Here is a 12,205-nt window from a genome sequence, read left to right on the forward strand (position 1 = left end):
GGCGAAAGAGAACAGTAAATGTTCTATGCTTGAACGCAGTGCTTGCTAACGTGAAAGCGTCGTCCGTTCCGGCCACCTGTTTGCCCTCAATGGAGTGATTGCCATGTTGAAAAAGCTGTTGATGCTTTGCGCCGTGCTGATGCTGTCGTTGTCGGCGGGATTCGCGTCCGCCGTCGAAGTCAATACCGCCGACCAGGCGGCGCTCGAATCGGTCAAGGGCATCGGCCCCGTCCATGCGAAAGCGATCATCGACGAACGCTCGAAGAATGGCCCGTTCAAGGATGCCGACGACCTCGCGAATCGCGTCAAGGGCATCGGCCAGAAGTCGGTGAAGAACCTCGAAGCCGCGGGCCTGACGATCAACGGCTCGTCCACGCCGCCGACGGGCGCGACATCCAAGCCCGCCACGACGACGTCGAAGCCGACGGCTGCGCCCGCAACCACTGCGCAAACCCCGCCTTCCGCGCCTGCCGAAGCCGCATCGGGCACGAAGGCCTCGAAGTCGAAGAAAAAGAGCAAGGCGGACGCCGCTGCGGCATCGGCGCCCGCTGCTACGGCGGCATCCGCGCCCGCGATGGCGTCGGACACGACCGCGTCGAAGTCGAAGAAATCGAAGAAGAGCAAGGCCGCATCCGCTGCGTCGGGCGTATAAGGACTCGAATCGTGACGCATGTCGCTGTGCGTCCGATGGCCTCACTGCTTCACGTCTGCGCCTGTCAAGACTGTCGGTGCCGCGCTCGCGCGGCGTTTCCGGCGTTTTATTACCCGCCGGCACACGCTTTCACGAGCGTCGCGCCGGCCTCTACAGAGAGATTGTCATGAGCCTACTCGACACCCTCGGTTCCATGCTCGGCGGCGGCAACACGCCCGAAGGCGGCGGCGGCCAGCAGGCGCTGATCACCGCTGCACTCGAATTCATCAACAACCAGCCGGGCGGCCTGAACGGGCTGATCCAGCGCTTCCAGCAAAACGGCGCGGGCGACATCATCAACTCGTGGGTCAGCAACGGCGAGAACCAGCCGATTGCCGCCGACGCGCTGCATAACGTGCTCGGCTCGGAAGCCGTGACGAACATCGCGTCGAAGGCCGGCGTCGAGCCGTCGGCAGTGACGGGCCTGCTGTCGCAAGTGCTGCCGCACGTCGTCAACGCCGCGACGCCGAACGGCGAAGTGCCCGCCGACGGCAAGATCGACACGGGCGGCCTCGCGGGTGCGCTCGGCTCGCTGGGCGCGCTGGCCGGCCTGTTCGGCGGCGGCAACAAGAACGCCTGAGCGCGTTATTTCTGCGCCACGTCCGAGGCGCTTCTGCGTTGATTCGACGTGCGTAGCCCCTGATGTGCCGCGTACAAAAACGAAAAGGCAACGAATCGCTTCGTTGCCTTTTTGCTTTTTGCTTTTTGTTTTCTGCTTTCGGTCGGGAGCGGATGCGAGCGCATCCGTTCCCTTGCAGCTTAGTGCACCACCCGCTCGAACACGAGCTTGCCGTTTTCCACCTCGACGGGGATCACGTCCTTCGGCCCGAACTTGCCGGCCAGAATCAGCTTCGCGACCGGGTTCTCGATCTCCTGCTGGATCGCGCGCTTCAAAGGCCGCGCGCCGAACAGCGGGTCGTAGCCGACCTTGCCGATCAACTCCAGCGCCGCATCCGACACGACCAGTTGCATGTCGAGCTTCGCGAGGCGGTCGTGCACACGTTCCAGCTGGATCTTCGCGATCGACTGGATGTTGTCGCGGCCGAGCGCATGGAACACGACGACGTCGTCAATCCGGTTCAGAAACTCCGGCCGGAAGTGCAGCTTCACTTCCTCCCATACGGCGTCCTTCACGGCTTCCTGAGGCTCGCCAACCATCGACTGGATCACCTGCGAGCCGAGGTTCGACGTCATCACGATCACCGTGTTCTTGAAGTCCACGGTGCGGCCCTGGCCGTCCGTCATGCGGCCATCGTCGAGCACCTGCAACAGCACGTTGAAGACGTCCGGGTGCGCCTTCTCGATCTCGTCGAGCAGAATAACGCTGTACGGCTTGCGGCGCACCGCTTCCGTCAGATAGCCGCCTTCTTCGTAGCCGACATAGCCCGGCGGCGCGCCGATCAGACGCGCGACGCTGTGCTTCTCCATGAACTCGCTCATGTCGATGCGGATCAGATGATCTTCCGCGTCGAACAGGAACGCCGCGAGCGCCTTGCACAGCTCGGTCTTGCCTACGCCCGTCGGCCCGAGGAACAGGAACGAACCATACGGACGGTTCGGGTCCGAGAGCCCGGCGCGCGAACGGCGGATCGCATCCGCAACCGCGCTGATCGCTTCGTTCTGACCGACCACGCGCTCATGCAGCTTCGATTCGATCTGCAGCAGCTTCTCGCGCTCGCCTTGCATCATGCGCGACACGGGGATGCCCGTCGCGCGCGACACGACTTCCGCGATTTCCTCGGCGCCGACCTGCGTGCGCAAGAGGCGCGGACGCGTCGGATTGTTCTGCTCCTGCGCCTCGGCCTGCGCGACCTGCTTCAGTTGCGCCTCGAGCTGCGGCAGCTTGCCGTACTGCAGTTCGGCGACCTTTTCCAGCTTGCCTTCACGTTGCAGACGCGTGATTTCCGCGCGCGTCTTCTCGATCTCTTCCTTCAGCTGCGCGCTGCCCTGCACGGCCGCTTTTTCCGCCGTCCAGATTTCTTCGAGATCCGAATATTCGCGGTCGAGCCGCTCGATTTCTTCCTCGATCAGTTGCAGGCGCTTCTGCGACGCTTCGTCCTTCTCCTTCTTGACGGCTTCGCGCTCGATCTTCAGCTGGATGCGGCGACGGTCGAGCCTGTCCATCTCCTCGGGCTTCGAGTCGATTTCCATCTTGATCTTCGACGCCGCTTCGTCGATCAAATCGATCGCTTTGTCCGGCAGGAAGCGATCCGTGATGTAGCGATGCGAGAGTTCCGCCGCCGCGACGATTGCCGGGTCGGTGATGTCGACGCCGTGGTGCAGCTCATAGCGCTCCTGCAAGCCGCGCAGGATCGCGATGGTGGCTTCGACCGTCGGTTCGTCGACGAGCACTTTCTGGAAGCGGCGCTCCAGCGCCGCATCCTTCTCGATGTACTTGCGATATTCGTCGAGCGTAGTCGCGCCGACGCAATGCAGTTCGCCGCGCGACAGCGCCGGCTTCAGCATGTTGCCCGCGTCCATCGCGCCTTCGGCCTTGCCGGCGCCGACCATCGTGTGAATTTCGTCGATGAAGACGATGGTCTGCCCTTCATCCTTCGCGATGTCGTTCAGCACGGCCTTCAGACGCTCTTCGAACTCACCGCGATATTTCGCGCCCGCCAGCAGCGCGGCCATGTCGAGCGACAGCACGCGCTTGCCCTTGAGCGTCTCCGGCACTTCGCCGTTGACGATGCGCTGCGCGAGACCTTCGACGATCGCGGTCTTGCCGACGCCCGGCTCGCCGATCAGCACCGGATTGTTCTTGGTCCGGCGTTGGAGGATCTGAATCGAACGGCGGATTTCGTCGTCACGGCCGATGACGGGGTCGAGCTTGCCCGCGCGGGCGCGCTCGGTCAGATCGATCGTGTATTTCTTCAGTGCCTCGCGCTGGCTTTCGGCGTCCTGGCTGTGCACCTGCGAGCCGCCGCGCACGGCGACGATGGCCGCTTCCAGCGACTTGCGCGACAGCCCATGCTCGCGCGCGAGACGGCCGGCTTCGCCCTTGTCGTCCGCGATGGCGAGCAGGAACATTTCGCTCGCGATGTAGGTGTCGTTGAGCTTCTGCGCTTCCTTGTCGGCCTGGTTCAACAGACCCGTGAGGTCGCGACCGATCTGCACGTTGCCGTCCGTGCCCTGCACTTGCGGCAAACGCGTGATTGCGTCGTTCAACGCCGTTTGCAGCGCCTGGACGTGGACGCCGGCGCGCGACAGCAGCGAACGCGCCGAGCCGTCCTGTTGCGCGACGAGGGCCGCGAGAAGGTGAACGGGCTCGATGTACTGATTGTCATGGCCGACGGCAAGGCTTTGCGCGTCGGCCAGCGCTTCCTGGAATTTAGTGGTGAGTTTGTCGATTCTCATGAAGAGACCTCCAATTTCGATTACCACCAAAATGAGGCGTTTTAGGCAGGTTTCAAGCGCTTTTTTGCATCAGGGAGAGAGAATTCGTGCGACGGCTGCGTTGTCGCGTCCGGCACGCGACACAGCGCAGTTTAGCCCCGCGTACGGCACGGGAAAAGCGAAGGCGGGAGATGGCGGGCAGCGGCTTGCAGGCGCCGCCGAACGGCGCGAGAGCCTGTCGGCCAGCCGTTCATATGCGCAGAGCACGAACTCGCACGACGGCCGCACGGGCGACCGATCGTGCGGCCGGCTCAGGTGCCCGTCGGCACGGCGGGCGTGATGGGCACGATCGGCACGATGGTGGCCGACGGCTTGAGCCCCAGCAGTGACATCAGCGGCGATGCCGGTTCGGCGATATCGCGAATCGTAAAGCCGTCGAGCTCTCGGAAAAACGCTTCGCGCGCCGCTTCGAGCACGCCCTTCAGCCGGCATTGCGACTGAATGACACATTCGCGATGCGCCGCCGGATCGCCGCCGTTGAAACAGCTGACCAGCGTAAAGTCGCTCTCGGCTGCGCGCACCACCTCACCGACGGTCAGCGCCGACGAATGCTCGAACAGCCGCAGACCGCCGTTGCGCCCGCGCACGGTCTCGACCCAGCCGAGTTCCGCAAGCCGCTGAACCACCTTCATCAGATGGTTCTTCGATATGCCGTACGCGTCCGAAATGTCCTGGATCGTCGCAAGTCCTTCGGGACGGACGGCGAGGTAAAGCAACACGCGCAGCGAGTAATCGGTATAGTCTGTCAGTCTCATTGAAAGGCAAGTCGCGACGGGGATCACGTGCGGAATGTTCACGCCTCCCCAGAAACGCCGGTAATGCATGCAGCGCGCAATAGCATGCGTCGAACACGCATCTTATTGCCGCGTTTATCTCGTTATTCCGCGTAACTATAAACGCTAACTTTCGTCTGAAGCGCACTTTTTTCTGGTTTTAGATGAGCGCGCCCAACGTTTGCGATGGGTTTGCGTGAGCTTTGTGTCGGAGCGCTTGCCGCGTCTCACTTATTTCACCTATGAAGTCCGAAACTTTTTCCACTATTCCCGCGATCGAACGTCTCGCCACCCGCTACGCCGAACCGGACGAGGAAAACATCCGCGAACTGGTCTACGCGTTCTACGACCGCGTGCGCGCCGACGCGCTGCTCGGCCCCGTCTTCGAAGAGAAGCTGGCGGGCCGCTGGGACGAGCATCTGCCGAAGATGTGCGTGTTCTGGGGATCGCTGGTTCTGGGCGCGAAGCAATATCGCGGCAACGTGCAGCAGGCGCACATGCCGCTCGCCGGCGTCGAACCGCGGCACTTTAGCCACTGGCTCTATCTGTTTCTCGACACGGTCGAGTCGCGTTATGAACCGGCCGCCGCCGTGCGTTTCATGGAGCCGGCGCTGCGCATCGCACAGAGCTTGCAGTTAAGCCGATTCGGCTGGGACTATCAGATTCCCGCTGAACAGCAGGCGCTGCTGGAGCGCATCGCGCCGCGTCGTCCGCGCGACGAGCACGAGGCGGAACATGCGCGGCCGCGCGGCGAGCCGTTTCCGGCCAGGATCATCGGCAAATCGCGCGATGACGATTGAGCCGGCCTGCGCTCAATCCGCGTTCGAGTTCGACGAGTCCAGCCCCCATCGCGCGAGCGCTTCGTCGTCGGTGACACGCGCATCAACCCAGCGCTCGCCGCTTTCCGTCTTTTCCTTCTTCCAGAACGGCGCCTGGGTCTTCAGGTAGTCCATCACGAATTCGCACGACGCGAACGCGTTCGCGCGATGCTTCGACGTCGTCGCGACCAGCACGATCTGATCGAGCGGCATCAGCTTGCCGACGCGGTGCACGATCAGCACGTCGGTGCCCGGCCAGCGCTTGCGGGCGGCGTCGACGATGGCTTCGAGCGACTTCTCCGTCATGCCCGGATAGTGCTCGAGTTCCATCGTCTCGACGGCTTCGCCCTCGTTGATGTCACGCACCGTGCCGACGAAGCACGCCACCGCGCCGACCTTCGGATTCTGCGCCCGCAATGCGGCGACTTCCGTCGTCAGGTCGAAGTCTTCTGTCTGAACGCGGACCGTCATCGTTCGTCCTCCTCCCGCCTCATCGGCCTGATTCAATGGCCTGATTCAATGGCCTGATCCAATGGCCCGCTTCAGCCGCCCGTGACAGGCGGAAAGAACGCGACTTCGCAGCCGTCGGTGATGCGCGTGCCCGCGTCCGTCATCACGTGGTTGCACGCCATGCGCAACGCGCGGCCTTCCGCGAGCGTCTCGGCCCACACGCCGCCGCGCACGCGCAGCCAGGCGCGCACGTCGCCGACCGTCGCGATGCCTTCGGGCACGTCCACGGATTCGTCTGACCGGCCGAGCGCTTCGCGCACGCTCGCAAAATATTTCAACTGGATCTTCATTCTCGGTATTGGCCCGATAACGGCCGCGCTCAGTTCAGCAATTCGGAAAAAGGGATGAAGCGCACGGTCTCGCCGGCGCTGATCGCATGATTCGGCGGATTGTCGATCAGGCCGTCGCCCCAGACCGTCGACGTCAGCACCGCCGAACTCTGGTTCGGGAACAGATCGAGACCGCCCGCGGCGTTCACACGCGCGCGCAGGAATTCGTTGCGGCGGTCGCCCTTGTGCTGCGTGAAGTCGGCGCGCAGCGACAGCGCGCGCGGCGTCACTGTCCGCACGCCCGCGAGGCGCAGCAGGAACGGCCGCACGAACAGCAGGAACGTGACGAACGTCGACACGGGATTACCAGGCAGGCCGATGAAGAACGTCTCGCTCGCCCCACCCAATGCATCTGCCGCCCCATGCGCTGCCGCGCTTTCGCGCTGCGCCGGCGCGCGGCGAATCGCGCCGAACGCGAGCGGCTTGCCCGGCTTCATTGCGATCTGCCACATCGACAGGCGTCCTTCAGCCTCGACGGCGGGCTTCACATGATCTTCCTCGCCCACCGACACGCCGCCGCACGTCAGGATCAGATCGTGCGCCTGCGCGGCCTCGCGCAGCGTTTGCCGCGTCGCGTCGAGTTTGTCGGGGACGATGCCGAAATCGGTGACTTCACAGCCGAGCTTCTGCAGCAGGCCCGTCAGCATGAAGCGGTTCGAGTTATAGATCGCGCCGGGCTTGAGCGGCTCGCCGGGCATCGTCAGTTCGTCGCCCGTGAAGAACACGGCGACTTTCACGCGGCGCACGACCTCGAGATTCGCGCACCCGACTGATGCCGCGAGTCCCAGAGCCTGCGGCGTGAGCCGCGTGCCGGCGGGCAGGATCGTCACGCCCTTGCGGATGTCGGCGCCCTGCTGCGTAATCCACTCGCCCGCTTTCGGCGTGTGCAGGATCGCCACTTCATCGCCGGCTGCTTCCGTTTGCTCCTGCATCACGATCGCGTCCGCGCCTGGCGGCACCGTCGCGCCCGTGAAGATGCGCGCCGCCGTGCCTTCCGCGAGCGGCTGCGGCGCATGACCCGCCGGAATGCGCTGCGAGATGGGCAAGCGCCGTTCTCCCTGCGACAGCTCGGCGACACGCACCGCATAGCCATCCATCGCGCTCGTGTTCATCGGCGGGACGTCGAGCGGCGAGACCACGTCGGCGGCGAGCACGCGGTTGGTCGCATCGAGTGTCGGCAGCATTTCGGTGCCGCCGATCTGCATCGCGGCGCCGAGCAGCGTCGCGAGCGCGTCGGCCGTCGACAGCATTGGCGCGCGCGGCGCGGACTGCGGAGGCGTCGGAGACGTAGATTTGGACATCGATCGGAAATGAAGCGATTCGAAAACAATCATTGTAGCGGGCGCAGCCGCGTCGCGTTGATGGGCGCTTCCATGCAGGCGTGATGAATGGCTGCGTGAGAGCTGAGCGGATCGGCACGCGTCGCAAAACAAAACGGCGCACGTGATGAACGTGCGCCGTCTGCGTGACTCTGCTGTTATCGCACTGACCGCGTGGTCAAGCCCCCGTATGCGCAGCGACGAAGTCCTTCACGCGCTGCGCGTCGTTCGGCAGCACCTGGAAACGCTGCGGTAAGTCTTCGAGCCCGCTGAACGCCGCGGGACGCTCAGGCTCGCGCTCCAGCGCCTCGCGGATCGTCTCGCCAAACTTGATCGGCTGCGCCGTCTCCAGCACGATCATCGGAATGCCCGCCTGCAGGTGCTCGCGCGCGACTTTCACGCCATCGGCCGTATGCGTGTCGATCATCGTGTCATAACGGTGGAACACGTCGCGAATCGTCTCGACACGGTCATCGTGGCCGCTGCGCCCCGATACGAAGCCGAACTCCCGCACGCGCGCGAAATCGCCGCTCGCCTGGAGGTCGAAGCCGCCTTTTTCTTCGACGTCGCGGAACAGTTGCAGCACGCGCTTCGGATCGCGTCCGAGCAGATCGAACACGAAGCGCTCGAAATTCGACGCCTTCGAGATGTCCATGCTGGGGCTGCTCGTGTGATACGTCTCCGACGACTTGCGCACGCGGTAAATGCCGGTGCGGAAGAATTCGTCGAGCACGTCGTTCTCGTTCGTCGCGACGACCAGCTTTTCGACGGGCAGGCCCATCATCCGCGCGATGTGTCCCGCGCACACGTTGCCGAAGTTGCCCGACGGCACCGTGAACGACACGCGCTCGTCGTTGCTCTTCGTCGCCGCGAAGTAGCCCTTGAAGTAATACACGACCTGCGCAACGACGCGCGCCCAGTTGATCGAATTGACCGTGCCGATCTTCTGCTGCGCCTTGAACGCGTGATCGTTCGACACGGCCTTGACGATGTCCTGGCAATCGTCGAACACGCCTTCGACAGCGATGTTGAAAATGTTCGGGTCTTGCAGGCTGTACATCTGAGCCGTCTGGAACGCGCTCATCTTCTTGTGCGGCGACAGCATGAAGACGCGAATGCCCTTCTTGCCGCGCATCGCGTATTCGGCGGCGCTGCCCGTATCGCCCGACGTCGCGCCGAGAATGTTCAGCGTTTCGCCGTGCTTCGCGAGCGTGTACTCGAACAGGTTGCCGAGCAGTTGCATCGCCATGTCCTTGAACGCGAGCGTCGGACCGTTCGACAGCTCGAGCAGCGACAGCGGCGCGCCGTCTTCGACGCCGAGCGTTTTCAGCGGCGTGATCTGCGCGGCGTTCTCTTCGTCGCGCACATTGCAGTACACCTGTGCGGTGTACGTGCGGCGCGTCAGCTCGCGCAGCTCTTCGACGGGAATGTCGTCGCTGAATTTGCGCAGGATCTCGAATGCGAGATCGGCATACGGCAGCGCGCGCCAGCGCGCGAGTTCATCCGCCGATAACCGCGGATATTCGCCCGGCAGATACAGGCCGCCATCCTTCGCGAGACCGCCGAGCAGGATGTCGGAGAACGTGTGGCGCTCGCCGATGCCGGCGCCGCGCGTGGAAATGTAGTTCATGAGCTTGCCTCGTTGCGAGTATGCGTGTCGTGCGTCGTGTGCTTCGCGTGCGTCAGTTCAGCGCTTCCATGCGCAGCTTCGTCACCTTCGACACGACCGTCTTCAACGCCTCGATATTCGCGATCGCCGCGTTGACGTTCTTCTCGACCGTCTCGTGCGTGATCAGGATGATGTCGGTCTCGCCCTTCTTCGACACGTCGACCTGCTCCGATTCCTTCTGCAGCAGCGCGTCGATCGAAATGCCCGTGTCCGCGAGGATGCGCGTGATGTCGGCCAGCACGCCCGTCACGTCCGCGACACGCAGACGCAGGTAGTAGCCGCTCGTCACTTCGTCGATGGGCAAGATCGGCGTGCTCGACAGACGGTCCGGCTGGAACGCCAGATGCGGTACGCGGTGTTCGGGGTCGGCCGTGTGCAGGCGCGTCACGTCGACCAGGTCGGCGACCACGGCGGACGCCGTCGGCTCCGCGCCTGCGCCCTTGCCGTAGTACAGCGTCGTGCCGACGGCGTCGCCATGCACGACGACAGCGTTCATCGCGCCTTCGACGTTCGCGAGCAGGCGCTTCTCGGGGATCAGCGTCGGATGCACGCGCAGCTCGATGCCTTTGTCGCTGCGTCGCGTGATGCCGAGCAGCTTGATCCGGTAGCCCAGTTCTTCCGCGTAGCGGATGTCGATCGCGGCGAGCTTGCTGATGCCTTCGACGTACGCCTTGTCGAACTGCACGGGCACGCCGAACGCGATCGCGCTCATGATGGTCGCCTTGTGCGCGGCGTCGACGCCTTCGATGTCGAAGGTCGGGTCCGCTTCCGCGTAGCCGAGTTCCTGCGCGGCCTTCAGCGCCGTCGCGAAGTCGAGGCCGCGGTCGCGCATCTCCGAGAGAATGTAGTTTGTCGTGCCGTTGATGATGCCAGCGATGTACTGAATGCGATTCGCCGTGAGGCCCTCGCGCAGCGCCTTGATGATGGGGATGCCGCCCGCGACGGCCGCTTCGAACGCGACCATCACGCCGTTCGCGCGCGCCGCTTCGAAGATTTCCGTGCCGTGCACGGCGAGCAGCGCCTTGTTGGCCGTCACGACGTGCTTGCCGTTTTTGATCGCGCGCAGCACGAGGTCGCGCGCGATGCCCGTGCCGCCGATCATCTCGGCGACGATGGCGATCGACGGATCGTCGACGACCGAACCGAAGTCGTCGGTGATCGAGACGGTGTCCGCCTCGCTGCCGAGCGCCGCCGTGGCCTTCGCGGGATTGCGCACGGCGATGCGAGCGATCTCGATGCCGCGGCCCGCGCGTCGGTTGATTTCTTCCTGGTTGCGGCGCAGTACCGTGAAGGTGCCGCTGCCTACCGTGCCGAAGCCCAGCAGTCCAACTTTGATCGGTTCCATGCAGCGTGTATGTCGAGTGAGAGAGTGAAAAATCGGTTCGGGCGCTGATGCGCGCCCTCAGGCCGCGTGGCGTTTGCGATAGCCGTCGAGGAAGCGCGCGATCCGGTGGATCGAATCGGCGAGATCGTCGACGTTCGGCAGGAACACGACACGGAAATGGTCCGGCGCCTTCCAGTTGAAGCCGCTGCCCTGCACGAGCAGCACGCGCTCTTCCAGCAGCAGATCGAGGATGAACTGCTGGTCGTTCTCGATCGGATACAGCTTCGGATCGAGGCGCGGGAACATGTACAGCGCCGCCTCGGGCTTCACGCAGGTCACGCCCGGAATGGCCGTCAGCATGTCGTACGCGAGCTGGCGCTGCTTGTAGAGCCGCCCGCCCGGCGCGATCAGATCGTTGATGCTCTGATAGCCGCCGAGCGCCGTCTGGATCGCGTACTGGCCGGGCACGTTCGGGCACAGGCGCATCGACGCGAGAATGCCGAGGCCTTCGAAGTAGTCTTTCGCGCGGCGCCGATTTTCGCCCGTCAGCCCCGACACCCACATCCAGCCCGCGCGATAGCCGCACGAACGGTAGCTCTTCGACAGGCTGTTGAACGTGACCGTCAGCACGTCCTCGGACAGCGCGGCCATCGACGTGTGCTTCTTGCCATCGTAGACGATCTTGTCGTAGACCTCGTCCGCGAAGATGACGAGGCCGTGCTGGCGCGCGATCCCGATCAGCGCGAGCAGCAGTTCGTCGGAGTACAGCGCGCCCGTCGGGTTGTTCGGGTTGATCACGACGATCGCCTTCGTATTCGGCGTGATCTTCGCGCGAATGTCGTCGAGGTCGGGCATCCAGGCGTTCGATTCGTCGCACACGTAGTGCACGGGCGTGCCGCCCGACAGGCTCACGCCCGCCGTCCACAGCGGATAGTCGGGCGCGGGCAGCAGCACTTCGTCGCCGTCGTTGAGGAGCGCCTGCATCGCCATCACGATCAGCTCGGACGCGCCGTTGCCGATGTAGATGTCGTCCAGCTCGACGCCCACCACGCCCTTTTGCTGCGCGTAATGCATGATCGCCTTGCGCGCCGCGAACACGCCCTTCGAGTCCGAATAGCCCGACGACTCGGGCAGATTGCGGATCATGTCCTGGATGATTTCGTCGGGTGCGTCGAAACCGAACGGCGCGAGATTGCCGATGTTCAGCTTGATGATGCGATGGCCTTCTTCTTCGAGGCGCTTCGCGTGTTCGAGAACGGGCCCGCGAATGTCGTAGCAGACGTTCAACAGCTTGTTTGATTTGAGTATCGGTTTCACGACGGGCACTTCATCCTGGGTAAATGAGCGGGACCACTGGGCGCGCCCCATGTTGCGGG

Annotated in this window: 11 protein-coding genes; 3 read left to right on the top strand and 8 right to left on the bottom strand. The window is 64.0% G+C overall.

Going from position 1 to position 12,205, the window contains the following annotated elements:
- Nucleotides 1–103: 103 nt before the first annotated feature.
- Nucleotides 104–652, top strand: a complete 549-nt coding sequence (locus AABE10_RS18025) for a ComEA family DNA-binding protein (RefSeq protein WP_342934629.1) — start codon at nucleotides 104–106, stop codon at nucleotides 650–652.
- Nucleotides 653–818: 166 nt separating this feature from the next.
- On the top strand, nucleotides 819–1,271 hold the full coding sequence (locus tag AABE10_RS18030; RefSeq protein ID WP_342934630.1) for a YidB family protein: 453 nt from the start codon (nucleotides 819–821) through the stop codon (nucleotides 1,269–1,271).
- Nucleotides 1,272–1,450: 179 nt separating this feature from the next.
- On the opposite strand, the gene clpB is transcribed toward AABE10_RS18030, so the two are convergent.
- Both clpB and AABE10_RS18040 read right to left on the bottom strand, forming a co-directional pair.
- On the bottom strand, nucleotides 1,451–4,048 hold the full coding sequence (clpB, locus tag AABE10_RS18035; RefSeq protein WP_342934631.1) for an ATP-dependent chaperone ClpB: 2,598 nt from the start codon (nucleotides 4,046–4,048) through the stop codon (nucleotides 1,451–1,453).
- A 290-nt stretch (nucleotides 4,049–4,338) separates the two neighbouring features.
- On the bottom strand, nucleotides 4,339–4,842 hold the full coding sequence (locus AABE10_RS18040; protein WP_342934632.1) for an Rrf2 family transcriptional regulator: 504 nt from the start codon (nucleotides 4,840–4,842) through the stop codon (nucleotides 4,339–4,341).
- A gap of 260 nt (nucleotides 4,843–5,102) precedes the next feature.
- Here AABE10_RS18040 and AABE10_RS18045 point away from each other — a divergent pair, with 260 nt between their 5' ends.
- The gene (locus AABE10_RS18045) at nucleotides 5,103–5,660 is read left to right on the top strand and encodes a group III truncated hemoglobin (RefSeq protein ID WP_342934633.1); all 558 of its coding nucleotides are present in this window, start codon (nucleotides 5,103–5,105) and stop codon (nucleotides 5,658–5,660) included.
- Between the two features lie 12 nt (nucleotides 5,661–5,672).
- On the opposite strand, the gene moaE is transcribed toward AABE10_RS18045, so the two are convergent.
- The 6 genes from moaE to AABE10_RS18075 form a co-directional block, all read right to left on the bottom strand.
- Nucleotides 5,673–6,149, bottom strand: a complete 477-nt coding sequence (gene moaE / locus AABE10_RS18050; protein WP_342934634.1) for a molybdopterin synthase catalytic subunit MoaE — start codon at nucleotides 6,147–6,149, stop codon at nucleotides 5,673–5,675.
- 71 nt (nucleotides 6,150–6,220) lie between these two features.
- Nucleotides 6,221–6,478, bottom strand: coding sequence for a molybdopterin converting factor subunit 1 (gene moaD, locus AABE10_RS18055; RefSeq protein ID WP_090862118.1), 258 nt, complete (start codon nucleotides 6,476–6,478; stop codon nucleotides 6,221–6,223).
- A 29-nt stretch (nucleotides 6,479–6,507) separates the two neighbouring features.
- On the bottom strand, nucleotides 6,508–7,767 hold the full coding sequence (locus AABE10_RS18060) for a molybdopterin-binding protein (RefSeq protein ID WP_342934635.1): 1,260 nt from the start codon (nucleotides 7,765–7,767) through the stop codon (nucleotides 6,508–6,510).
- Nucleotides 7,768–8,014: 247 nt separating this feature from the next.
- Nucleotides 8,015–9,466, bottom strand: coding sequence for a threonine synthase (gene thrC / locus AABE10_RS18065; RefSeq protein WP_342934636.1), 1,452 nt, complete (start codon nucleotides 9,464–9,466; stop codon nucleotides 8,015–8,017).
- A 52-nt stretch (nucleotides 9,467–9,518) separates the two neighbouring features.
- Nucleotides 9,519–10,850: a homoserine dehydrogenase gene (locus AABE10_RS18070; RefSeq protein ID WP_342934637.1), complete on the bottom strand. Its 1,332-nt coding sequence runs from the start codon at nucleotides 10,848–10,850 to the stop codon at nucleotides 9,519–9,521.
- A gap of 57 nt (nucleotides 10,851–10,907) precedes the next feature.
- Nucleotides 10,908–12,155 (bottom strand): pyridoxal phosphate-dependent aminotransferase, encoded by a 1,248-nt coding sequence (locus AABE10_RS18075; protein WP_342934638.1) that lies wholly within the window; start codon nucleotides 12,153–12,155, stop codon nucleotides 10,908–10,910.
- Nucleotides 12,156–12,205: the final 50 nt, after the last annotated feature.

The organism is Paraburkholderia diazotrophica, from assembly GCF_038900755.1.
Taxonomy (GTDB): domain Bacteria; phylum Pseudomonadota; class Gammaproteobacteria; order Burkholderiales; family Burkholderiaceae; genus Paraburkholderia; species Paraburkholderia diazotrophica_A.

Bases quoted from the DNA above. Each gene is read 5' to 3' on its own strand.
- AABE10_RS18025 (WP_342934629.1), top strand. From the start codon at position 104: ATGTTGAAAAAGCTGTTGATGCTTTGCGCCGTGCTGATGCTGTCGTTG.
- AABE10_RS18030 (WP_342934630.1), top strand. From the start codon at position 819: ATGAGCCTACTCGACACCCTCGGTTCCATGCTCGGCGGCGGCAACACG.
- clpB (WP_342934631.1), bottom strand. From the start codon at position 4,048: ATGAGAATCGACAAACTCACCACTAAATTCCAGGAAGCGCTGGCCGAC.
- AABE10_RS18040 (WP_342934632.1), bottom strand. From the start codon at position 4,842: ATGAGACTGACAGACTATACCGATTACTCGCTGCGCGTGTTGCTTTAC.
- AABE10_RS18045 (WP_342934633.1), top strand. From the start codon at position 5,103: ATGAAGTCCGAAACTTTTTCCACTATTCCCGCGATCGAACGTCTCGCC.
- moaE (WP_342934634.1), bottom strand. From the start codon at position 6,149: ATGACGGTCCGCGTTCAGACAGAAGACTTCGACCTGACGACGGAAGTC.
- moaD (WP_090862118.1), bottom strand. From the start codon at position 6,478: ATGAAGATCCAGTTGAAATATTTTGCGAGCGTGCGCGAAGCGCTCGGC.
- AABE10_RS18060 (WP_342934635.1), bottom strand. From the start codon at position 7,767: ATGCTGTCGACGGCCGACGCGCTCGCGACGCTGCTCGGCGCCGCGATG.
- thrC (WP_342934636.1), bottom strand. From the start codon at position 9,466: ATGAACTACATTTCCACGCGCGGCGCCGGCATCGGCGAGCGCCACACG.
- AABE10_RS18070 (WP_342934637.1), bottom strand. From the start codon at position 10,850: ATGGAACCGATCAAAGTTGGACTGCTGGGCTTCGGCACGGTAGGCAGC.